This window comes from Pseudomonas sp. NPDC089554 (assembly GCF_050280645.1).
Lineage (GTDB): Bacteria > Pseudomonadota > Gammaproteobacteria > Pseudomonadales > Pseudomonadaceae > Aquipseudomonas.
Window position 1 is genome coordinate 1 of record NZ_JBNNVR010000073.1, and the last position, 22,160, is coordinate 22,160.

The 22,160-nt window shown below is 63.7% G+C and carries 19 protein-coding genes and 4 tRNA genes; 5 read left to right on the forward strand and 18 right to left on the reverse strand.

Features of this window, described 5'->3' with window-relative positions; genetic code table 11:
- The 6 genes from pepN to ACQKPE_RS19465 all read right to left on the reverse strand — a co-directional run.
- Nucleotides 1–2,684, reverse strand: a 2,684-nt coding sequence (pepN, locus tag ACQKPE_RS19440; RefSeq protein ID WP_427668248.1) for an aminopeptidase N, incomplete at its 3' end; no start/stop codon positions are given.
- A gap of 12 nt (nucleotides 2,685–2,696) precedes the next feature.
- Complete coding sequence (locus tag ACQKPE_RS19445) at nucleotides 2,697–3,527, reverse strand: DUF2797 domain-containing protein (protein ID WP_427668249.1); 831 nt, start codon at nucleotides 3,525–3,527, stop codon at nucleotides 2,697–2,699.
- Complete coding sequence (locus ACQKPE_RS19450) at nucleotides 3,524–3,784, reverse strand: YeaC family protein (RefSeq protein ID WP_375100397.1); 261 nt, start codon at nucleotides 3,782–3,784, stop codon at nucleotides 3,524–3,526. Before ACQKPE_RS19450 ends, ACQKPE_RS19445 begins: the two co-directional genes overlap by 4 nt.
- A gap of 13 nt (nucleotides 3,785–3,797) precedes the next feature.
- Nucleotides 3,798–4,688 (reverse strand): rhomboid family intramembrane serine protease, encoded by an 891-nt coding sequence (locus tag ACQKPE_RS19455; protein ID WP_427668250.1) that lies wholly within the window; start codon nucleotides 4,686–4,688, stop codon nucleotides 3,798–3,800.
- The gene (locus ACQKPE_RS19460) at nucleotides 4,685–5,659 is read right to left on the reverse strand and encodes a metallophosphoesterase (RefSeq protein WP_427668270.1); all 975 of its coding nucleotides are present in this window, start codon (nucleotides 5,657–5,659) and stop codon (nucleotides 4,685–4,687) included. The genes ACQKPE_RS19455 and ACQKPE_RS19460 overlap by 4 nt, the downstream gene beginning before the upstream one ends.
- Entirely contained in the window at nucleotides 5,656–6,546 is an 891-nt protein-coding gene (locus ACQKPE_RS19465) for an NAD(+) kinase (RefSeq protein WP_427668251.1), read from the reverse strand. The genes ACQKPE_RS19460 and ACQKPE_RS19465 overlap by 4 nt, the downstream gene beginning before the upstream one ends.
- 44 nt (nucleotides 6,547–6,590) lie before the next feature.
- Here ACQKPE_RS19465 and ACQKPE_RS19470 point away from each other — a divergent pair, with 44 nt between their 5' ends.
- Nucleotides 6,591–7,559 (forward strand): DUF1853 family protein, encoded by a 969-nt coding sequence (locus ACQKPE_RS19470; RefSeq protein WP_427668252.1) that lies wholly within the window; start codon nucleotides 6,591–6,593, stop codon nucleotides 7,557–7,559.
- Nucleotides 7,560–7,670: 111 nt separating this feature from the next.
- Entirely contained in the window at nucleotides 7,671–8,216 is a 546-nt protein-coding gene (locus ACQKPE_RS19475) for a cytochrome b (RefSeq protein ID WP_427668253.1), read from the forward strand.
- Here the strand turns inward: ACQKPE_RS19475 and ACQKPE_RS19480 are convergent.
- The 7 genes from ACQKPE_RS19480 to ACQKPE_RS19510 all read right to left on the reverse strand — a co-directional run bounded on the left by ACQKPE_RS19480 (nucleotide 8,207) and on the right by ACQKPE_RS19510 (nucleotide 16,984).
- The gene (locus tag ACQKPE_RS19480) at nucleotides 8,207–9,097 is read right to left on the reverse strand and encodes a 1-aminocyclopropane-1-carboxylate deaminase/D-cysteine desulfhydrase (RefSeq protein WP_427668254.1); all 891 of its coding nucleotides are present in this window, start codon (nucleotides 9,095–9,097) and stop codon (nucleotides 8,207–8,209) included. The two genes, ACQKPE_RS19475 and ACQKPE_RS19480, sit on opposite strands and share 10 nt — an antisense overlap.
- Nucleotides 9,098–9,137: 40 nt before the next feature.
- Nucleotides 9,138–11,147, reverse strand: coding sequence for a glycosyltransferase (locus ACQKPE_RS19485; RefSeq protein ID WP_427668255.1), 2,010 nt, complete (start codon nucleotides 11,145–11,147; stop codon nucleotides 9,138–9,140).
- A 108-nt stretch (nucleotides 11,148–11,255) separates the two neighbouring features.
- The gene (locus ACQKPE_RS19490; protein WP_427668256.1) at nucleotides 11,256–13,127 is read right to left on the reverse strand and encodes a dermonecrotic toxin domain-containing protein; all 1,872 of its coding nucleotides are present in this window, start codon (nucleotides 13,125–13,127) and stop codon (nucleotides 11,256–11,258) included.
- Nucleotides 13,128–13,200: 73 nt separating this feature from the next.
- Nucleotides 13,201–15,237 carry an FAD-dependent oxidoreductase gene (locus tag ACQKPE_RS19495; RefSeq protein ID WP_427668257.1) on the reverse strand — a complete coding sequence of 679 codons (2,037 nt, stop codon included), beginning with the start codon at nucleotides 15,235–15,237 and terminating at the stop codon, nucleotides 13,201–13,203.
- Nucleotides 15,238–15,363: 126 nt separating this feature from the next.
- Complete coding sequence (locus tag ACQKPE_RS19500) at nucleotides 15,364–15,990, reverse strand: hypothetical protein (protein WP_427668258.1); 627 nt, start codon at nucleotides 15,988–15,990, stop codon at nucleotides 15,364–15,366.
- A 9-nt stretch (nucleotides 15,991–15,999) separates the two neighbouring features.
- Entirely contained in the window at nucleotides 16,000–16,764 is a 765-nt protein-coding gene (locus ACQKPE_RS19505; RefSeq protein ID WP_427668259.1) for a hypothetical protein, read from the reverse strand.
- Between the two features lie 13 nt (nucleotides 16,765–16,777).
- Nucleotides 16,778–16,984 (reverse strand): hypothetical protein, encoded by a 207-nt coding sequence (locus ACQKPE_RS19510; RefSeq protein ID WP_427668260.1) that lies wholly within the window; start codon nucleotides 16,982–16,984, stop codon nucleotides 16,778–16,780.
- Nucleotides 16,985–17,464: 480 nt separating this feature from the next.
- Here ACQKPE_RS19510 and ACQKPE_RS19515 point away from each other — a divergent pair, with 480 nt between their 5' ends.
- The 3 genes from ACQKPE_RS19515 (at nucleotide 17,465) to ACQKPE_RS19525 (ending at nucleotide 20,234) form a co-directional block, all read left to right on the forward strand.
- Entirely contained in the window at nucleotides 17,465–17,941 is a 477-nt protein-coding gene (locus tag ACQKPE_RS19515; protein ID WP_427668261.1) for an OsmC family protein, read from the forward strand.
- Nucleotides 17,942–18,071: 130 nt separating this feature from the next.
- Nucleotides 18,072–19,187, forward strand: coding sequence for a nitrilase-related carbon-nitrogen hydrolase (locus ACQKPE_RS19520; protein WP_427668262.1), 1,116 nt, complete (start codon nucleotides 18,072–18,074; stop codon nucleotides 19,185–19,187).
- Between the two features lie 6 nt (nucleotides 19,188–19,193).
- Nucleotides 19,194–20,234: an AraC family transcriptional regulator gene (locus ACQKPE_RS19525; RefSeq protein WP_427668263.1), complete on the forward strand. Its 1,041-nt coding sequence runs from the start codon at nucleotides 19,194–19,196 to the stop codon at nucleotides 20,232–20,234.
- 249 nt (nucleotides 20,235–20,483) lie between these two features.
- Here the strand turns inward: ACQKPE_RS19525 and ACQKPE_RS19530 are convergent, their stop codons facing one another.
- From ACQKPE_RS19530 to ACQKPE_RS19550, 5 genes are all read right to left on the reverse strand, one after another.
- On the reverse strand, nucleotides 20,484–21,344 hold the full coding sequence (locus tag ACQKPE_RS19530) for a DUF2242 domain-containing protein (protein WP_427668264.1): 861 nt from the start codon (nucleotides 21,342–21,344) through the stop codon (nucleotides 20,484–20,486).
- A 180-nt stretch (nucleotides 21,345–21,524) separates the two neighbouring features.
- A tRNA-Asp gene (locus tag ACQKPE_RS19535) sits at nucleotides 21,525–21,601 on the reverse strand.
- Nucleotides 21,602–21,736: 135 nt separating this feature from the next.
- A tRNA-Asp gene (locus ACQKPE_RS19540) sits at nucleotides 21,737–21,813 on the reverse strand.
- 97 nt (nucleotides 21,814–21,910) lie between these two features.
- Nucleotides 21,911–21,987: transfer RNA gene (locus ACQKPE_RS19545), tRNA-Asp, on the reverse strand.
- A 78-nt stretch (nucleotides 21,988–22,065) separates the two neighbouring features.
- A tRNA-Val gene (locus tag ACQKPE_RS19550) sits at nucleotides 22,066–22,141 on the reverse strand.
- Between the last annotated feature and the right edge of the window lie 19 nt (nucleotides 22,142–22,160).

The window sequence follows — 22,160 nt, forward strand, 5'->3', positions numbered from 1 at the left end:
ACAGGTCGAGGCGGGTTTCGGCGAGGTCTTGCACCAGGCGCAAGGTACAGGGGCTGGTGTCGCAGTAGATCGGGTCGAGGCCGCCGCGGCTGGCTCAGCTCGCCCTTCATCAGCGCCTGGCGCGCATCGCCGTACTTGCGCCAGCGGGTCAGCGGTGCCAGTTGACGCGAAGCGATCTGCGGGTTGAACCCGTTGAGCTCGATCACCAGGTCCGCCAGGAAGCGATAACCCGAACCATCGGCGGCGTGGAAGTTGACCAGGTTCTGCCCGGCGAACGCACCGACCAGCGCGCGCACCTTGTTCGGGTTCTTCAAGGTGAAGGCCGGGTGCTGCATCAGCGCCTTGACCCGGGCCAGGCCGCCCGGCAGGCTGCTGGCCGCCTGCACGCTGAACCACTGGTCCATGACCAGCGGGTTGTCCTTGAAGTGCTCGGCGAAGGCTTCCAGGGCCTTGGCCCGCTCGGCCTCGAACGGCGAGTTGACCAGCACCGCCAGGGCGGTGAGACGCTCGGTCATGTTGTCGCACTGCTCGAACTGCTCCAGCGTGGCCTCCAGCACCTGCGGCTTGCCGCTGAGCATCAGGTACGACAGCGCGATATTCTGCAAGCCACGGCGGGCAAAGTGCTCGGCCTCGGCCACATAGGCAGTGGCACGCGACACTTCGCGATGGGCCTGGTAGCGCGCCCACAAAGCATCGAACAACTGCTCGGCGATCTGTCGGCGAGCGAACTCGCGCGCCGCATGGATGGCATCGACATCGGCCACCTGGCTGATCTCGGTGAGGTACGCCTCGCCGGGCAGCGAGAGCATCTCGGCAACCATGGCCGGGTCCAGCGATGGGTTGCCCAGTACAGTGCCCAAGGCGGTAATCAGACGCTGGTCGAGCGTCAGCGCTTCGCCACGCTGGTGCTGGCCAATCAACTCCTGCAACACCTGCACCGACAACTGCTGCCCCGCCTCCCAGCGGTTGAAGCCGTCGCTGTCGTGCTGCATCAGGAACATCAGCTGGTCGCGGTCGTAGGGGAAGCCCAGCTTGACCGGTGCGCTGAAGCCGCGCAGCAACGACGGCAGCGGCTTGGCGGCAATGCCCTCGAAGGTGAAGGTCTGCTCGGCCTCGGTCACCGCCAGCACGCGGGTGCTGCCCACAGCTTGGGTTTCCCCGGCCAGGCGCAGCGGCAGGTCGTTGCCCTCGGCGTCCAGCAGGCCCAGTTCCACCGGGATCACGAACGGCAGTTTTTCAGCCTTGTCCGGGGTCGCCGGGCAGCTTTGGCGGAAGGTCAGTCGGTAGGTTTGCGCAGCGGCGTCATAAGTCTCGCTGACTTCCAGGCGCGGGGTGCCGGCCTGGCTGTACCAGCGCTTGAACTGGGTCAGGTCGGCGCCATTGGCGTCTTCCATGGCCTTGATGAAGTCGTCGGTGGTCACCGCCTGGCCGTCGTGGCGCTCGAAGTACAGGTCGCTGCCCTTGCGGAAACCCTCGGCGCCCAGCAGGGTACGAACCATGCGCACCACTTCCGAGCCCTTCTCGTACACGGTCAGGGTGTAGAAATTGGAGATCTCGATGAAGCTGTCCGGGCGCACCGGGTGGGACATGGGGCCGGCGTCTTCGGCGAACTGGTGGGTGCGCAGGTAGGCGACGTCCTCGATACGCTTGACCGTGCGCGAGTTCATGTCGGCACTGAACTCGGCGTCGCGGAACACCGTGAAGCCTTCCTTGAGCGACAGCTGGAACCAGTCGCGGCAAGTCACGCGGTTGCCCGACCAGTTGTGGAAGTACTCGTGGGCCACCACGCCTTCGACCCGCTGGTGAGCGGCATCGGTGGCGGTTTCGGCACGGGCCAGCACGCAGCTGGAGTTGAAGATGTTCAGGCCCTTGTTTTCCATGGCGCCCATGTTGAAGTCGTTGACCGCGACGATCATGAAGATGTCCAGGTCGTATTCACGGCCATAGACCTCTTCGTCCCAGCGCATGGACTTCTTCAGGCTGACCATGGCGTGGTCGCACTTGTCGATGTTCTCGGGCTCGACGTAGATGCGCAGGGTCACATCGCGGCCGGACTGGCGGGTGAAGCTGTCTTCCACGCACCACAGGTCACCCGCGACCAGGGCGAACAGGTAGGCCGGCTTCATGAACGGGTCTTCCCAGGTCGCCCAATGGCGGCCGTCCTCAGCCGGGCCGCTGCCGATGGGGTTGCCGTTGCTCAACAGCACCGGGTAGCGGTGTTGCTCGGCGATTACCGTGGTGGTGAAGGTGCTCATCACGTCCGGGCGGTCGAGGTAGTAGGTGATCTTGCGGAAACCTTCGGCCTCGCACTGGGTGCAGAACATCTTGCCGGACTTGTACAGGCCTTCCAGCGCGGTGTTGCTTTCCGGGTGGATCTTCACCGTGGTGTCGAGGGTGAAGCGCTCGGCCGCAGGGTGCAGGGTCAGGCTGTTGTCATCGAGCTGGTAGTCGCTGGCGGTCAGCGCTTGGTCGTCGACCTGCACGCTCAGCAGTTCCAGCTGCTGGCCATCCAGCACCAACGGCGGCAAGCCTGCGCCACGCGCCGGGTTGCGGCGCATGACCAGTTGCGCATGGACCAGGCTGTGGTCCTCGAACAGTTCGAAGGTCAGGTGCGTCTCGTCGATCAGGTACTCGGGCGCCTGATAGTCCTTGAGGTAGATCACTTGCGGTTGTTCGGTACGCATGTGGCGATCCTTTTACTGGAGCACGGCCAGTTGGTAAGCCGTGTACTTGCGAATGTTGATGACGCCGGTGTCGAAGATCAGGTACTGGCCCTTGATGCCCAGCAGCGTGCCTTCGGCGACTGGGTCCTTGTCCAGGTTGAAGCTGGTGATCTTCTTGGGGTAGGCCTCGACCGGGTAGCGCATGCTCACCACTTCGGCATCGGGCAGCGGCTGGATGGCCTGCAAACCGAAACGCTGCTGCAAGCCTTGCAGGCCCTCGGCGCAGGCATCGAAGATCTGCTCGCGCACCGCCACCAGGTCGAGCACTTCGGCGTCGCCCTTGAGCAGGGTGCGCCAGTTGGTGCGGTCCGGCACCTGGCTGCGCAGCAGGTCTTCGACCAGCCCGGATTGCTGGCGGGTAGCCACGCGCATGATCGGCAGCGCTTGGCTTGCGCCCTGGTCAAGCCAGCGGGTGGGCAGCTGGCTGGCGCGGGTGATGCCGACCTTGATGCCCGACGAGTTGGCCAGGTACACCACGTGGTCGGTCATGCAGAATTGTTCGCCCCAAGACGGCTCGCGGCAGGTGCCGGCGTCGTAGTGGCAGCGTTCCGGGGCCATGATGCAGATGTCGCACTGGGCCAGCTTGGTCATGCAGGGGTAGCAGTAGCCTTGGCTGAAGCTGGTCTTGGTGCGCTTGCCGCAATGGGTGCAATGGATGGCGCCGAGGTATTCCAGGCGCAGCGATTGGCCGATCAGTGGGTTGACCGGTACCTGCGCCTCACCCAGGCGGAAACTGTACTGCACCACCGGCGCTTCCAGGCGCACCGCCATTTTGCTCAGGGAGCCACGAGCGAGTTCGATCAATGTAGCGAGTCCGACTTGAACAGGATGTTAGGGATAGGCGCCGACTTCGAGGCGCATTCCTGCGGGCCCATGTAGCCGGTACGCTGGTCTTCAGGGAGGTTCTTGATCTCCCAGGCGATCACCGCCTGCAACGACAGCTCTTTCTGCTCGGCAGTGAGCTTGCGGCCATCGGACCATTTGCCGATTTCCACGGCCGTTTTCAGGCTTTCGTAGATTTCCGGTGTGATGTTTTCGATCATTTGCGCGAAAGTGGACATAGCGTCTCCTAGTTCAGGCCGACAGTTTACGCTTGGCCCGCGCCCCACCCAAGAGGCCGGCCAAGCATCCGATGAGCAGCCCGCCGACGTGGGCGGCGTTGGCGATCTGGCCGAAGCCCAGTTGGCCGATCACGCCGGTCAGGCACACCACCAGCCAGATAAGCATCATCACCAGTACGCCCTTGGGCAGGTTGAAATGCGGGTTCGGCGCCAGCCATTGGTACAACCACACATACCCCAGCAAGCCATACAGCACCCCGGACAGCCCGCCGAACAGGCTCGGGCCGCTGAAGTAATGCTGGGCAAAATTCGATACCAGGCTGAATAGCAGGGTCAGGCCCAGCAGCACCCACGAGCCTTGGCGTAGCTCGATGCGCTTGCCCAGCTCCCAGTACCACAGGCCGTTCATCGCCAGGTGCAGCACGCCGAAGTGCAGCAGCATCGGCGAGACCAGCCGCCACCATTGGCCTTCGTCAAGGGCCTGGGCCAGCGGGACGAAGTACAGGTAGTCGCCCTGCACGTGGAAGCCGAGGAAGGTGAACCAGCCGATGGTCGAAAGGTTGTCGCCCAGGCCGGTGATGCCGGCGACCACGAGGCACAGCAGCAACATGGCCGAGGTGACCTTGCAGGCGCGGGCCTGGTCTTTCAGCGAAGGCGCGCGTGCTGGCTCGTCCAGCGGCGCGCCTTCTGCCACAGGGTCGGCGGCGAGTTGCACGTCGGGGCTGCCTTCGGGGTAGCGCTGGTAGAGTTCGCGCAGGTCGTCGGCCAGCCCAGGCGGCGCCCACAACACCTGCTCGCTGCCCTCCTCGACCACCCGGTGCGGCACCTCGAGGCGCCGCAACATGCCAACGAAACCACTAAGGTCGACACTCACCGGCAGGCGCATCACTTCGATCACATTCATTGGTTGGCCTGCGGGCGGTCGACGTCGACCCATACGAACTTGTGCGGGTCGATGCGGGTTTCATCATCAAGACGGTAGGCCACCAACTTGCCGTACAGCACCGCGCTGTAGTCCAGGCAGGCCAAGTTGGTGCGGATCGGCGCCGGGCGGCCGCTACGCCAGTAATGGCCGACGAACAACAAGGGTTCGTCCTCGGCATAGCGCAGCAAGGCGTTCTTCTGGGCGGGCTCCAGCGGCGTTTGCGCCACCGCCTCGGGCAAGGCATCGGGCTGGAACACGATGTCGCCGTAGGTTTGCGGGTCTTCCTCCCAGAACTTGGTGCGGAAGAAGGCGCGGGTCAGGCCATCGCCGCCGGTCAGCGTCAGGCCGTCGGGCAAGCGCATGTCGGTGCCGCGCAGCAGGCGGTTGCACACGGTGGAGGCGAAGCTGCCGGACACCGCCGAGGCCTGCACGAAGTGCTCATCGATACGCCCGTCGGGGTGCTGGCGGCGCAGTTGCGCGATCAATTGCGGGTCCCAGCAGGCGTGCACCATGCGAAAACGCCCGGCATCGATGAACAGCGGCAAGGTGTAGAACCACTCGACGAAGTCGTGCCAGTCGCCGGGGTGCTGGGCGAACTGGGTCAGGGTTTCGTCGATCAGCCGGGCGTGGCGCGGGGTGTGCTCGCGCACATGGGCCTTGCCAGTGCCGGGCAGCGCCGGGGTCATCCAGCCCAGGGCGTTGTACTCGTGGTTGCCCATGATGCAATGGGCCTGGCCGGCCTCGACCATGTCATGGACGATGTGCAGCGCTTCGCGAATGCGCGGGCCACGGTCGACGATATCGCCGAGGAACAGCGCCTGGCGCCGCGGGTGACGCCAGACCCCACCTGTTCGCTTGTAGCCGAGGGTGTCGAGCAGGCGTTCGAGGGTCAGCGCACAACCGTGCACGTCGCCGATGATGTCGAAACTTCGCGCCGGATCGAGCATCAGTCGTCCCCGCCCCCCAGGCGACTGCCCCAACCCAGCTTGGTGCGGCAGACCTCGTAGTAGTTGTGGTCCAGCGGGTGGATCAGGCGCAGCTTCTGCGGCTTCTTGCTCACCGTGATGGTGTCGCCGGGCGCGCAGGTGAAGTGGTTCTGGCCGTCGCAGGACACCTGCGGGTAGATCTGCAGGTCCTTGGACACCACGATCTTCAGCTCGCTGTTGCCGTCGACCACGATCGGCCGCCCGGACAGGGTGTGCGGGTACATCGGCACGATCACGATGGCGTCGAGCTTGGGGTGCATGATCGGCCCGCCCGCCGACAAGGCGTAGGCGGTGGAACCGGTGGGCGTGGCGACGATCAGGCCGTCGGCCTTCTGGCTACAGACGAACTGGCCGTCGATGTAGATCTCGAACTCGATCATCCGCGTCGACTTGCCGGGGTGCAGCACCACGTCGTTGAGCGCATCGCCCTGGCCGATGGCCTCGTGGTGACGGCGCACCTCGGCCTGCAACAGGAAGCGGTTCTCGACCAGGTAGTGGCCATCGAGCACCTCGGCGACCTTGGTTTCCAACTCGTCGGGGCGGATGTCGGTGAGAAAGCCCAGGTTGCCGCGGTTGATGCCCAGCACCGGGATATTGTGGCGCGCCAGGGCGCGGGCGGCGCCGAGCAGGCTGCCGTCGCCGCCGACCACGATGACCAGGTCGCAGACCTCGCCCAAGAGCTTGCGCGTCGAGGTTTGCAGGCCATGGCCGGGCAGCACTTCGGCGATGGTGTCCTCGAGGATCACGTGCAGGTGGCGCTCGAGCAGGAACTTCTTCAGTCGGCGAATGGTGTCGAGCACCTGGGAACTGCCGAGGCGTCCGATGATACCGATATTGCGAAATTGCTCCATGGGGCTCCTGCGAGGCTCTGCGCCGGGGTAACGATTCCCGGATTATGGGCGAAACGCCCCGCCAGCGGCAAACCGGCTATGCTCGCTGGATGACACCTTTCACCGACCTGCACGCGCTGCCCCGCCAACTGCGCCACCCCGCCGTGCGCGACCTGGCCTGGGCGCTGCTGTCACCTGCATTGCTCGAGACACCGCCCTGCCCGCAGCGCCATCCCTTGGCTGCCAGCGACTGGGCAGACGACCCACGGCAGCTGGTGCACTGGCTGCATGCGCTCGACCACGACCCGCAGCCCTTGGTCGATAGCCTGGCGAAACTCACCAGCCGCCGCCTGGGCCTGTACTACGAGGCGCTGTGGCAGTTCGCCCTGCGCCAGGCACCGGGCATCGAACTGCTGGCGGCCAACCTGCCGGTACGCGTGGGCGGTCATACCCTGGGCGAGCTCGACCTGCTGCTGCGCGACCGCGACGGTGTGCACCACCTGGAACTGGCGATCAAACTCTACCTCGGCCCTACCCAGGATGACGGGCTGGAGCCTTTGCACTGGCTGGGCCCTGGCTGCCACGACCGGCTGGGCCAGAAGCTCGCGCACCTGGCTGGGCACCAGTTGCCGCTTTCGGCACGCCCGGAGTGCCGCGAGGTGCTGGCGCGCCTGGGGGTCGCCGAGGTAGAGGCGCAGGTGTGGCTCAGCGGCTACCTGTTCTACCCATGGCCCGGCCAGGCCGAGGCCCCGCTGGGCGTCAACCCACGACACCTGCGCGGACGCTGGCTGCATCGACGTGACTGGCCTCTCGATACGCAAGAGCGCTGGCAACCGCTGCCACGCCAAGCCTGGTTGGCGCCAGCACGGCTCGAGACCTGCTGGTCGCGCCAGGCATTCGATACCTGGCTGCATGAGCTGGACGCCCATGCCCCGGCGCAGTTGCTGGTAAGGCTGGAACACGAGGATGGCGCCTGGCATGAGGCACAGCGGCTGTTCCTGGTGAGCGACAGCTGGCCACACCTGCCAGGTTGATTAAGCAGTGCCCCGCGATAGGGTCGGAACAAACCACCCCGGCCCATAACCTAAAATCATTTACAGGCGCTGCGAAGAGCGCCCAGCCCAACCTGATGACGAGGCCCGACCATGGTTTCATCCACCCCCGCCGCGCACTATGCGCGCCTGTCCATCGCCCTGCATTGGCTGATGCTGGTGCTACTGGCCGCCGTCTACGCCTGTATCGAGTTGCGCGGCCTGTTCCCCAGGGACAGTGCCGAGCGCGACCTGATGAAAAGCCTGCACTTCATGCTCGGCCTGAGTGTGTTCTTCCTGGTCTGGCTGCGTTTGGCCATGCGCCTGGCTCGCCGTGCCCCGCCGATCGTGCCGAAGCCGCCGGCCTGGCAGACCGGCCTTGCGCACCTGATGCACCTGCTGCTGTACCTGCTGATGATCGGCCTGCCCCTGGCCGGCTGGCTGATGCTCAGCGCCGCCGACAAACCGATCCCCTTCTATGGCCTGGAACTGCCCGCGCTGACCAACCCGGACCCGGACCAGGCCAAGTTCATCAAGGGCTGGCACGAGCGCATCGGCAGCTGGGGCTACTGGCTGATCGGCCTGCATGCACTGGCCGGGCTCTATCACCACTTTGTACGACGCGACAACACGCTGCTGCGCATGCTGCCCTACAAATAGCCGCGTCGGCCCTGCAGGCCGCCGGTATGAACGAAGATCAAGCGCGTGCCTGGCGCGAACAGCCCGGCCTGAACCTGCTCGCGCAAGGCCATCAGCGCCTTGCCCGTGTACAGCGCTTCGAGGGGCACGCCAGCCTGCTCTTCGCTGTCGGCGATGAACGCTTGCAGCGCATCGTCAAGACGCGCGAAGCCACCCCGACAGGCATCGTGCAGCACATAGCCCTGGCTCCCGGCCAGGGCCTCGATGACCTGGGCCACGCCATGGTCGGCAGGCACCGCCAGTGCACCATGCACGTCATGCCTGCCCTGCTCGGCCAGCACCAAACCAGCCAAGGTGGTGCCGGTACCCACCGCCAGCCACCAGGCGTGATAGTCCGTCCAACCGACCGACGCAAGCTGCGCCTTGGCCTGCTCGACCAGCAGCCGACACCCCTCGGCACCCTCGCGTCCCCCCCCCTCGGGAATGCACTGCCAACCTGGGTAGCGCGCCTGCCAGGGCTGCCAGAAACCAGGTTGGTGACGCGCCCGGTAGCCGCCGTAGCCGAGCCAGTGCTGGGTCATGCCCAAGGCTTGCAGATCACGCACCGTCGGCGTGTCCTGGGGTTCGCCACGCAGTAACCCGACGGTGGCGAAACCGAAACGTCGGCCCGCCGCCGCCAGGGCATGCAGATGGTTGGAGTGGTTGCCGCCCAGGCTGATAAGCCCCGGCGCGTCGTTGCGCCGCGCCATGGCCAGGTGCTCGCGCAGCTTGTAGCTCTTGTTGCCGCTGATCAGCGGGTCGACCAAATCCAGGCGCAACACCGCGCAGGCAACACCCGACTCTGCCAGCCACGGCAGGTGCAAGTGCTGCAAGGGGGGGCATGGCGAGAGAGGCGAAGCCATCGGTCATCGAGAGCGTCCCGAAAACACCCAGCATACCAGCTCAGCGACGACCGCTCTGCCAGCTGTGTGCGTTGCCGACCTCAATGAAACCCTCCAACGGCGACAGCACCGGGCTGGCCTTGAGCATCCACTCCATGACCTCAATCTCGACCCTGACGCCCTTGCGAATCAAATCGTCCGCATAGACCAGCGCACGGGTCAGCGTTTCGGCATCGGCACTGGCCAAGTACCGGATACTGTTGAACAGGGCTGGACCGGTGACCGAGGAAATCTCGCGCATGTAGAGGGTAAAACGCTGATCGTCGGCATGGAAATAGTCCTCGGCAAGGCGGCTGCCATCGACCGGCAGAGGGGTTCTGTGCAGTGGGCGCGGCACCTGTTGCTCAAGGGTGCTCCGGTTGAAACGCCGGGGAATCTCTTCGAGCATGGCATCCAGTAAAGGGTTGCCCTTGAGGCTGGCGAAATGGCTGTTGTTCGGCCCACGCAGGCCAAGCCGCTGGTTCTCCACAAAACCTCCCACGCCCAATTGGCCAGGCTGCAAATGAATCTGCGGCAGGTCCTGCAGCAATCGGTCGTCGATATCCATGTATACCCCGCCCAGCTCGTGCAGCAGCCGGTAGCGCAATACGTCGCTGGCGGCGGCGAGGTTACGGCTTTGCGGCTGGCGGAAGAAGCTGAACACCTTACCCGGCTCGCTGCCCAGGAATGCGCTGAAGAATGGCTGGCGCGCAAGCGACTGAAAGTGAATACCGGGGTAGTGCCATTGCAACTTGAAGCGGTTCCAGAGGCTATCCACCTCGCCCAGCAAATGCACGTGCAGGCTGTAGCCGCTGAGCTGGGCCATGTGCGCATTGGCGACGAGGGTGGCGCCATGCACCCGGCTGAGGCTGTCGAAATCGCCGATCCAGATCTGGTGGATGTCCAACGGTATCGCTTCGCCAATGCCCTGGGCTTGCCATTGGCGCAGCACCGGCCTGGGCGCTTCGCACCCCAGGGCTTCGCGCGCCACCTGGCGCTCGAGGTGGTTGGTCACAGGCCCGGCATCCGCTGAGCCGACCTGCCGCCCACTGGCGTCGTCGAAGCGATAGTAGAGCCTCGTTTCGTCGCTGTACCAACAGCCATGCTGTAGGTCGAACTCGACCGATACGCCCCGTTGCCCGTCATCGATCCAATGCAGCGTATGCCCCTGGACAGTCTGTCTGCGCACCCCGCGGCTCACCCAGTCACCCTGCGAAACAGGCCTGAGCGGCAGGTCCATGCCGCCCAGCAGCCCGAAGCGACGCAGCACATGCCAGTCGCCGGTATACGGGTCACGCACAATGCGCGGGTCGGGGTTGGAGAACAGCGACAGGCTGAGCGACGTATCCCCCTCGCCAAGGTGGAAGCTGGAGGTGCGTTCCAAGGGGTTGGCCACCTCGTACACCCGATAGCAGCCGCCGTCCCCCAGCTTGGCGTAGAGTTTGCCCTCGCCAACCCACAACCCTTCACGCCGGCCCTGGTCGATGCGCTGCAAACCGGTGGGCGTCACAGGCACGAGGGTGGCGAGGGTGAATGCATCGCCGATGGGCTGAAGCCGCGTCGGCACAGCGCCCCCGACGTGTCGTCGGAGCTTGAAGAACTTGGCATTGGCCAGGCCATTGACACTGGCAAGGGCCTCCAGCAGGTACTCCCCGGCACGCTCACGCTGGCCTGCTGCGAAAGCGGCATAGCCGGTGAACAGGTAGTAGCCCAGCTCGGCCAAATCGAGTGCCGTCATCACCCGCGCCGGAATCAGCGTGCTCAACAAGCGGAACACCAGCACGACGACATCCAGCCCTTGCTCCAGTGCCAGCTCGGCATCGGACAGCGCCAGGCTGTCACCTTCGGCGAGCAGGTAGGCGACCCGATAGTCGAACGTCGCCTGGCCGAGCGTGCCTGACAATGGCTGTAGCTCCAGGGCCGCCCCCGCACCGCCTTGGGCCAGGGAACGCAACAACGGCTGGACGGCGGCCAGCTGGTGCCGCCCGAAACGCGATACCCAGTAATGCACCCGTGGGCTCCAGCCGCTCATGCGCTCGACCCCGGCTAGGTCGCGGGTCAGTGCCGTGCGCAGGGCGCTGCGAGATGTATAGCGTTTGAACGGCCCGCCCTGCGGGTAGCCAGGCAGGTAGCAGAGGATCTACGACTCGCCCGCCTCATGGAAGATGAACACATCGCGCAGCGAATTGCCCATCAGCGACAAACCCTGCACCTGCGACTGCTGCCCATCGCGCAAGGGCCGCGTGTCCAAGCTCGGGTGGTCCAGCACGTCCAGCACCACCTGGTAGCCCGAATCGTCCAGGTCGCCATTGGCATTGGCCAGCAGCGCATCGAGACGCAAGCGTGTTTCGAACACCGCCAGGGCGGCGGCCTTGCCCTGCTCGAACTGTGCGGCGCCCTGGGGGTCGCTCGGCGCCTGAAGCCTACTGGCCAGCAAGTGCTGGTAGCGCTCCTGCAAGTCGAGGGTTTCAGCCAGCTCGGCGAGCCGTTTGAGCGACAACTTCTCGGCCTGCTCAGAGGGCAATCCGGAGAACTCCACCGTCCAGTCAGCGGCCCTGGCCTCCAGGCGCAGGGCGATGTATTCGAACAAGGTGTACTGCACCTGGGTAGTTGAAAGTGGTATGCGGCCTGGCTGAACAGCGGGTGCCTGTTCCGGTTCGAACGGCTCGGGGCCATACTCGGTGATGGTGATGTCGAGCTGGATATCGTTGGGCGCGACATCGATGCCCTGCGCCAGCAGCGCACCGCGAATCCGCTTGCTGGCGTATGCCTCGAAGGACGGTAGCCCTTCCCAATAGGCGTCTGCCTTGGCTTGCTGCTCCAGCAACTGCAGTGTCGCCGCCTCCAGCAGCGCTTGCTGCACCTGGGAAAGGCCACGCAGCCCCGGCGATAGCTGCTCACGCAACCGCTGGCGTTGCGTCTCGAAAGCCAGCAGCTCGCGGAGCGCTTTCGCCCGTGAAGCGTCCAGGCCAATACGGGGTTGCCACAACGCTGGAGCGTCGGCCAGCGCACTGTTGCGCCAGGCTTCGACCTGCTGCTCGACCAAGGCTTCGAACGGGTTGTCGTCGATAGGCTGGGCCAGCACTTCGAACCCGCCCCCCTCCCTGCCCCGCTCGCGCAGGATCGCCGCCTGGTCATCGGGTGCCAGGCGGCTGAGGGTAGCGAGGAGCAAGGGAGCGTCGCCCAGGAGCGACTTGGCCAGGGCAGCAAGGGCATCCTCAAGGTGCTCATGACGCTGGATGAACCCAAAGTAGCCGGTGCAATAGAGCACGGTTTCACCCGTCAGCGCCTGGCGATCGACCACATGGCCCTGGGCCGGTGCATAACCCGCAGGTTGTTGGGTCAAGGCCAGCATCCCAGGCAACGTCACCGTCGCCCCGTCGCCTTGGGCGCGTACCACCAGGCAATAGACCCCACGGGGCGTGGCGCGATCGAGCAGCCGCGGGTGGGCGACGATGTCGCGGATCAACGCCACCGAGTCATCCCTCAGCAGCCCCGCTGCTTGCAGCACGGCAAGGTCGTCGCAAAGGCTTGCACGCACCTGCAACGCCATCAGTTGGCGACGCGGCAAAGCCTGCTCCAGGGCAGGGACATCCCAGTAGGTCAGGCAGTCGGCCTCGAAACGCATTGCAACCGCAGCAGGGTTGACCGCTTGCAGCGCCGCGCGGAACTGGCTCAGGGTCGCGCCGCTGAACTGGTCTTGAGGTGCAACGGAGTCGGCGCGCTCGGACAGCACGGTGGTTGCGGGATCAAGCTCGGTATCGTTGAGGCCCAGGCCCTTGCCAGCACGCGCGATCAACAGGTCGATGGGCTGCGCAGCGACGATCTGGTGCACGCCATCGATCAGTGGCGAGCTGCACCTGACCAGGTAGGGCGCGTGGGCCAAAACGCCTGGCAGCAGTTGCTCGAACAGCGCTCGCGCTGAGGCCGCCAGGCTGGGCAGACCGATGACATCCGGCAGGCCCTCGGGCACAGCGCCATTCAATGCAGCAGGTGGGGTTGGGTGGGGCATCACGGCAATCTCCGCCAAAAGCGCCGAGATTGCCGTGCCCCTCATTCGATCGAGCGTTAAGTATGTCTGCCGATCACAGCTCGGCAGCCAGGCGCGAACCCTGGTTGATCGCACGCTTGGCATCCAGCTCGGCGGCCACGTCAGCGCCACCGATCAGGTGTACCGACAAGCCTTTGGCCTGCAGCCCCTCATGCAATTCACGCAGCGGGTCTTGGCCTGCGCAAACCACGACGTTATCCACGGCCAGCAACTGAGGCTCGCCTTCGCCGACGCGAATGTGCAGGCCGTCGTCGTCGACACCCAGGTACTCGACGCTGTTGAGCATCTGCACCTGCTTGTTCTTCAGTCCCGTGCGGTGGATCCAGCCGGTGGTCTTGCCCAGGCCGTCGCCAACCTTGGTTTTCTTGCGTTGCAGCAGGTACACCTGGCGCGCCGGGGCATGCGGTTCGGCACGCACCCCCGCCACACCGCCACGGGCCTGCAGCTGGGTGTCGATACCCCACTCCTTCCAGAACGCATCGCGGTCCTGGCTGGTGGCCACGCCTTCGTGTACCAGGAACTCGGAAACGTCGAAGCCAATGCCGCCCGCGCCGATCACCGCCACACGCTGGCCGACCGGCTTGCGCTGGAGCAGTACGTCCAGGTAGTTGAGGACCTTGGCGTGGTCGATACCAGGAATTGCCGGCGTACGCGGGCTAATGCCGGTGGCCAGGATGATCTCGTCGAAGCCCCCGGCTGCCAGCTCATCGACCCCGACGCGGGTATTCAGGCGCAGCTCGACACCGGTGTTTTTCACCTTGTTGCCGAAGTAGCGCAGGGTCTCGAAGAACTCTTCCTTGCCCGGCACCCGCTTGGCCACGTTGAACTGCCCGCCAATTTCACCTGCGGCGTCGAACAACGTCACCTGGTGCCCACGTTCGGCGGCCACGGTAGCGGCGGCAAGGCCCGCAGGCCCGGCGCCTACCACGGCGATACGCTTCACTACCTTCACTGGCAGGTAGTTGAGCTCGGTTTCATGGCAAGCACGCGGGTTGACCAGGCAACTGGTGAGCTTGCCGCCGAAGGTGTGGTCCAGGCAGGCCTGGTTGCAGCCGATGCAGGTGTTGATCTCGTCGGCACGCCCTGCGGCGGCCTTGTTGACGAAGTCCGAGTCGGCCAGGAACGGGCGCGCCATCGACACCATGTCGGCATCGCCTTCGGCCAGCACCGCCTCGGCCACTTCAGGGGTGTTGATGCGGTTGGTGGTGATCAGCGGGATCTTCACCTCGCCACGCAGCTTGGCGGTGACCTTGCTGAACGCCGCACGCGGCACCTTGGTAGCGATGGTCGGGATACGCGCCTCGTGCCAGCCGATGCCGGTGTTGATCAATGTGGCGCCGGCCTGCTCGATGGCCTTGGCCAGTTGCACGATTTCCTGCCAGTCGCTGCCGCCTTCCACCAGGTCGAGCATCGACAGGCGGAAGATGATGATGAACTCGCGGCCTACTGCCTCACGAACCCGGCGCACGATCTCCACCGCCAGGCGCATGCGGTTCTCGTAGCTGCCGCCCCAGCGGTCGGTGCGGTGGTTGGTATGGGCGGCGAGGAACTGGTTGATGAAGTAGCCTTCCGAACCCATGATCTCGACGCCGTCGTAGCCCGCACGCTGGGCGAGCTGCGAGCAGTTGACGAAGTCGGCGATCTGCTTCTCGATGCCGTCCTCGTCGAGCTCCTTGGGCTTGAACGGGTTGATCGGCGCCTGGATGGCGCTGGGCGCGACCTGCCGTGGGCTGTAGGCATAGCGCCCGGCGTGCAGGATCTGCAGGCAGATCTTGCCCCCTGCGGCATGCACCGCTTCGGTGACGATGCGGTGCTTGTCGGACTCTTCTTGAGTGCTGAGCTTGGCCGCACCGGAATACACCCCGCCCTCGTCGTTCGGCGCAATACCCCCGGTGACCATCAGGCCGACGCCACCGCGGGCGCGCTCGGCGAAGTACGCGGCCATGCGCTCGAAGCCGCCGGGGCGCTCCTCGAGGCCGGTGTGCATCGAGCCCATCAGGGTGCGGTTGCGCAGCGTGGTGAAACCCAGGTCGAGCGGGGCCAGCAGGTGCGGGTATGGGGCGGCAGCCATGGGTGAACTCCCTAGTCAGGCGTAATCACGGAGTGCGGGAGCCTCGGCGTGCCCCCGTCGTTGTCTGCCGCCGACATTAAACAGGCGTTTGAAAGCGCTCAATGATCGAAAGTGACAACTTAATGATCATGATGCACTGGCGAGTGCATTCACCCTGGGGGCGCTGTCGATATCGGTGATGACCTTGAAGTAGGGAAAGCCTTGCAGGGTTTGTTCATCCAGGTTGTATTGCTCGCACACCACGCTGATCCTTCGCCTCGGATTTCGGACCCGGCTCACACAGTGCACGGTCGACCCCAGGAAGTGCACAAGGCTGTTGGCCTCTGGCGTCAGCGACACCTGGTCATCGCCACCCACGTTGAGAATCAAACGCCCCCCCTGCATGGCTTTGTCGACTTCGGCATAGAACACGCTGACCAGGTTGGGAATGATTCGGATATCGCCCGGCAGCAGTCGACAGTCGATATGCGCCTTGACGTGCGACGAGCCTTGCAAGATCAGTGGGTTCACATAGAAAGCGTTACTGTCGCTGAACATGACCGTATCGAGAAAACAATCGAGGAAGGGGAAGTGCTCGACAACGTCGTCGAGCGCCTCACGCTGAAAGACGATGGAGAAACCCAAGGTACGCACGAACTCCTGCCCCAGTGGACTTCGGCCGACATACTTGCAAGCGGCCAGCCCGTCGATAATCTTGCTGACCTCGGCAGGCGGCATGACCGCTTTGCTGAAACTGTAGAAACGGCTGGCCATTGACGTCACCTATAGGTAGATTTCATTGCTTTCCACGGCATCGTTTAATTCAGCCTCGGTCACCACATTCAAGGTTTTCTGAAACTCCTCAAGTGCCGAAAACACATACGCCTGATGCCCAGCGGCACACGCAGCCTCAATAAAGTCGGCGCTGTAGCGCACGTGATATACCTCATCACGCAAGATGCCTTCGAGCATCTTCGAGACTCTTCTTTTATTGGCCTCCGGTGCATGCGCCAGGGCCAGCGGCAACAACAGTTGGCCGAGTACCAAGGCTTTTATTTCGTAGAGGTTTATCAGGATCAGCGAGTTGAGCAACTCTTCGAATGTCGGTGCATCGGTCAAGGTGCCAGCAGCCACCGGAAACTGCGGCACGAAAGAAGCCAACTGCTCGGACAATGCCGCTGATTTGAGTTGGGGAAACACGTCCACCACGACCCGTCCGAACAATTGCGAGTGCTTGGCCTCGTCCCGTGCATGGCGCAACATGCCCTCGGACAACCCGGGGTCGGCTATCCGTTCACCGTATTGCCAAAGACGCCCGGCGCTATAGCCCTCCATGTGCGCATCGGAAACCAGCAACCCGGCAAACCAGGAGGCATCTCGCCCCTTGCGGCGGAAGGTTTCGCCGAACCATTGCATGCTGTAGGGCGGCGGTACGGACGAGCAAGCCCCTTGCAGGGCTTGCTCGTAGAACGGGCGCGCTTTGCCATCGATGCCCTTGAGCGCCGCGATGGTGAGATGGCTGATGAAGTCCTTCGCGATGTCGCTCATGGGCCGTCGCCTCTTATTTTTTCCCGTTTTTTTCCAGTTGGATGTGCACCGTCACGTTGTCGTTGATGCTCTTCGGTATGGGCGCATTTTCAATGGTGAAGGCGGTTTTCCCAAAAAACGTGGCACTGGGAATCTTGACACTCTGGCCGGCTGCGATCGCTTTCAAATCATCGGCTGACAATTCAAAGTCGATCTTCTTTCCTTGTGCTTTGCTCGACATTGCAACTCCCTCCTTTGTGGGACATAAGTTATTTACACACGCAACGCCAGATGCAGCCCCCTCCTTGTAGGCTGCAACAGAACTAAAATATTTCCCCGTTACGCTGGCTCTGGGGTATTAATATGAACGACACACTCGATAGACGGCGCGACCCGCGGTCGTACCATCCAAGGAAAATAGCAAGGAGGGGAATAAAACAGGAAAAGTTGCATCACACCCGCTCCCTTGGTGTTGTGGCCAGGTCTGGCTGAGAACTGGCGGCCCCTCCTCCACCTTGACGTGGTCCTCGCACCGAAATTACCGGTCGCGAAGTTGGGCCCTGTTGGAGACTAGTAGAGCTTTTTCCGTTCGCCTCTATAATCAACCCGCGCAGTTAGAATAAATGGCTATCATTTGGCATACGAAAAATACTTACCCCCAGGCTGTCGGGTAAGTCTTAAATGACACGAACTTAGCGCTTTCTTACCTGCGGAGCTCGCCATGGGCAAACACCTGCATCGCTACACGCTCCAGCTCTCGTGGAAAGGCAATAATGGCAGCGGTACCTCGGCGTACGATGAATACAGTCGCTCACACGTCATTCATAGCGAAGGCAAGCCCCTGATCGCCGGCTCGTCGGACCCCAATTTTCGAGGCGATACCAATCGCTGGAACCCCGAGGAGCTGCTGCTGGCCGCACTTTCTGCCTGCCACCAGCTCTGGTACCTGAGCCTGTGCGCCGAAGCGGGCGTGACCGTCATCGCCTATGAAGACTTCCCGGATGGCGAGATGGTCGAGCATGAGGACGGCGCTGGTGAGTTTCGCAGCGTCATACTGAGGCCGAGAGTCACCCTGGCCGCAGACGCGGATATCGAAAAAGCCGAAGCGCTGCACCACACCGCCCATGAAAAGTGCTTTATCGCGCGCTCAGTCAATTTTCCTGTGACCTGCGAGCCCAGCACCTCGCGCCAGGACTGACCTGCACGCTCGTTCTACCATCGAACGGGTTTATCCTTTACCCTTCCCCAACCACCTGCCGGTGAGCAGGTAGCGCCTGCGCACGGCGTTGTGCACGGCTATTTCACTTTTCAACGAACCCTGAAGCCACATGCGAAAACTCCTGGCAAGCGCCCTGGCACTGGTGATGATCGCCGCCGTCTGTGGCTACGGCTTCTGGACCCAACAGCGCCCGGAAGGCCACTACCTTTCCGACCTGCGCATCGAACTGGCGCTCAATCACGGCGTGCCAGGCGAACACGGCAACCTGCTGGGCATCGAACCGGTGCTCTACCCCAGCGACTACCAGAACCTGCAACGCCTGCACCGAAAGCTGTCCGCCTACTTCGAGCAGGCGCGCGAGCAAGGCCTGATCAACCCACGCACGGTGGTGGTGCTGCCTGAGCACATCGGCACCTTGCTGTGGGCACGGGGCGAAAAGAACGAGCTGTACCAGGTCACTCAATACCGCGAAGCCTGGCAATGGCTGGAGCTGAGCAACCCACTCCACTATGGCCTGGCCATGCTGGGCGCCACCGGCGACGACCGGCGCTCGGACGCGCACCTGCGCATGAAGGCCCGACAGATGGCAGACGATTACCAGCAGTTGTTCGGCAGCCTGGCACGGGAATTCGGCGTGACCTTGGTGGCCGGCTCGATCGTGCTGCCTGCTCCGTATGTCGAGCGGGGCCAGTTGCATGTCGGCAACGGCCCGCTGTTCAACAGCAGCCTGGTGTTCGCCAGCGATGGCTCAGTGCTGGGCCAGCCTCAGCGCCAGCGCTACCCTGACAGCGAAGTCCGTCGCTACATCGAGGGTGACCAGCAGCCGTTGCAAGTTCTTCAGACACCGGCCGGGCGCCTTGGCGTGCTAGTCGGCAGCGACAGTTGGTACCCACAGAACTACCAGCAACTGGCGGACCAGTCGGCGCAACTAATCGCCAACCCGGTATTTCTCAGTGGCAAGGGCAGCTGGCACAGCCCATGGCGAGGTAATCGCCACCAGCAGGCAGCCGGCACACTGCCACTGGCCAAGGGCGATGTCAGCGAGCAGGACGCTTGGCGCCAGCTGACCCTGGACGCCAACCCCAGCACCCCCGCCATCAGCGTGTTCCTGCGTGGCCAATTCTGGGAGCTAGGCGCCGACGGCCAGGGCTTCATCAGCCAGGCCGGCGAGCAACTGGCAGGGAACCCCAGCGCCGGAGCCCGCTTGCTGAACCTGTGGCTGTAGCGCGGTATGCCGCGGCCACGGGTACGCCTGGGAGACCTCTCGGTAGGTTTCGTGCAGCCGTTGGGCGATGCGTTACAGCGCCTGGGTCACGACCCGGCGCCACTGCTGCAACGCTATGGCCTGGACAGCGAGCGACTGGCCGAACCCAATGCCCGCCTCTCCATTCCTCGCTACATGCACTTGGGCCATGCCGCCATCGAGCTGAGTGGCGACCCCGCACTGGGCCTGCGCATGGGCGAGCTGAGCCGCCTGCCACAAGCCGGCCTGGCCGGCGTTACCGCAGCCCAGGCTCCGACACTGCGCGAGGCCGCACGTACGCTGCTGCGCTTCGAGCCCTTGTATGCCGCCAACTACCGAGGCCATTCGAGCTTCCTTGAAGACAGCCAGGGCGCCTGGCTGCGCTTCTACTCGATCAGCCCCTACAACAGCTACAACCGCTTCGTCGTCGATTCGCTCCTGGCCGGCTGGCTGGCGCAGCTGTCGAGCCTGGCGGGCGTGGCATTGCAGGCCGAACGCCTGGACATCGAATTCGAAGCCCCCGCCTACGCCAACCAATACCAGCGCTTATGCGTCAGCCCGGTGCAATTCGGCGCCGTCAATAACCAGCTGCGCCTGACCCGCGCCACCCTCGACCTGATCAACCCGCAGCACTGCCCAGGCACCTGGCAGCACCTGCTGCAATTATGCGAAGCGGAACTGGTCCAGCGCACCCGCGTGCGCAGCCTGGGTGAGCGCATCACCCACCTGCTGGGCCCCTTGCTCAATGGCGGGCGCGAGCCCGAACTGGAGGAAGTGGCGCGTCACCTGCAACTGCCAACCTGGACCCTGCGCCGCAAGCTGGCCGAGGAAGGCACGCGCTTTCGCGACCTGCTCAACGACACACGACGCGACCTCGCCGAGACCTATATCCGCGATACGGAATTGGCCTTCGGTGAAATCGCCTATTTGCTGGGGTTTGCATCGGCCGAAGCATTCCAGCGCGCATTCAAGCGCTGGACACACCTCACACCGGGGGAGTTTCGCCGCCAACAGCGGCAGCTGGGTTAAAGCTCGGTGGCGTCATCGGCCTGTTCGGGGGTATCCAGCTCGTACGCATGGAACTCGAGCAATTCTTCCTGGTAATCATCCATCGGCCTACGCCCTCTTCACTCGTCGATATTCATTAACCTTCCACCAAACTTAAGCTGGCCGGATGAAGGAAACATTACATCCCTACGAGTGGTAAACGTAGCAGCGCCCGGGGAAGTTATCCCAATGACCCTGTAACAATTCGCTGCAAGGCCGGACACCCTTGTGTTACAGGGCCGCCGGCGCAGGCTCAGTGGCCGGTGCTTGTTGCTGCACCTGGATCGGCGTCGCTTCGACAGGCGGCACGATAGGCTGCGAACCTTGGCGGTCATCGACCACTGGCGCGGGCTGGACGTCGCTGGCGGGCACCGCGACGGGCGTTTCGCTGACAGCAGGCTCGGGAGCCGTCGGCTGCTCGGCAACCACGGGCACCGCCTCCTCGACGGCTGGAGGCGCAGCCAATGCTGCTGGTGGTTGCTCAGGTAGGCCCAGGTCCGGTGCAGGTGGCTCTGCCTTAGGCGCCTCGACCTGCGGCTCGGCCTTCTGCTCTGCCTTGGGTTTCGGCTTGGGCAGGTAGCTTTCCACCAAGGCGAAGTAGCGATCGTAGAACTGCGGCGCCGTCACCGTTTCGCTCGCCACCTTGACCATGGAGTCGTCACTGGAGCCGATCGGCATGGACACCGAGCCCAGCACGCCCACTCCAAGGCTGGCTGAAGTATTGGACTTCTTCAGCGCATAGCGGTCCTGCAGGGCGTTGGCGAACATGGTCGAACGCTGGCCATCGCTGCTGTCAGGCGCGCAGGTCACATTGAAGCTGATCTGCATATGGCTTTCAGCGTTCTGCTGGAAGCTCTTGTTGCCCGCCACCTGGTTGGCATCGCTGTTGGTGATGATGTAGCCCTGGCTGAGCAGCGCCCGCCGCGCGGCTTCGCAGGAGCCAGCCTCGCTGATGGGGAACCCGCGCGAGAAGGTGCCCGAGTCATCGAAGTTCTCGTGCTCGTACACAGCGGCTTTTTTCGAGGAGCAGCCGGAAATACCCGCCAGCACAAGGGCCAGCCCGAGCGCACCGAAGACGGTTGATCTAGACATTGCCAATTCCGGGAAGAACGAATGGGGCCTATTGTGCATCACATCGCAGGCCTGCTGAAACCGCTGATCGGTGAAGAGTCTGTCAGGGAACGGTAAAAAACCTTTTCCCGAAAACGAAAAAAGCGACCCGAAGGTCGCTTTTTTCGTGCGTCGAAGCGTTCAAGGACTTCGAAGCGAAGATGGCGCAGCGGACGGGACTCGAACCCGCGACCCCCGGCGTGACAGGCCGGTATTCTAACCGACTGAACTACCGCTGCGTATCGCACAGGCCATGGCCTGCTTGAAACTGGGATCTGCAACCAGCACGCAGGCCGGATGACAGTCGCAAAAAAGGCGATTCGATGATCGCCTTCGATGCTGCCAAGAGGTGTTCAAGGACCTCGAAGCGAAGATGGCGCAGCGGACGGGACTCGAACCCGCGACCCCCGGCGTGACAGGCCGGTATTCTAACCGACTGAACTACCGCTGCGTATCGTACAGACCGTGGCCTGCTTGAAACTGGGATCTGGCGTGAAGGCTTGACCTTCTCACCTCAGACCGGTGAAAACACCCATCTGGAAGAAAAGTGGCGCAGCGGACGGGACTCGAACCCGCGACCCCCGGCGTGACAGGCCGGTATTCTAACCGACTGAACTACCGCTGCGCAGTTGGACTTGCGTCCGGTTCCTCTCATTTGAGCTTCGCCTTTCGACTTGGCCCGGGTCAGGAACATCTCAGGAAGTGGTGGGTGATGACGGGATCGAACCGCCGACCCTCTGCTTGTAAGGCAGATGCTCTCCCGGCTGAGCTAATCACCCTCGCGATGTTGCTTGCTGC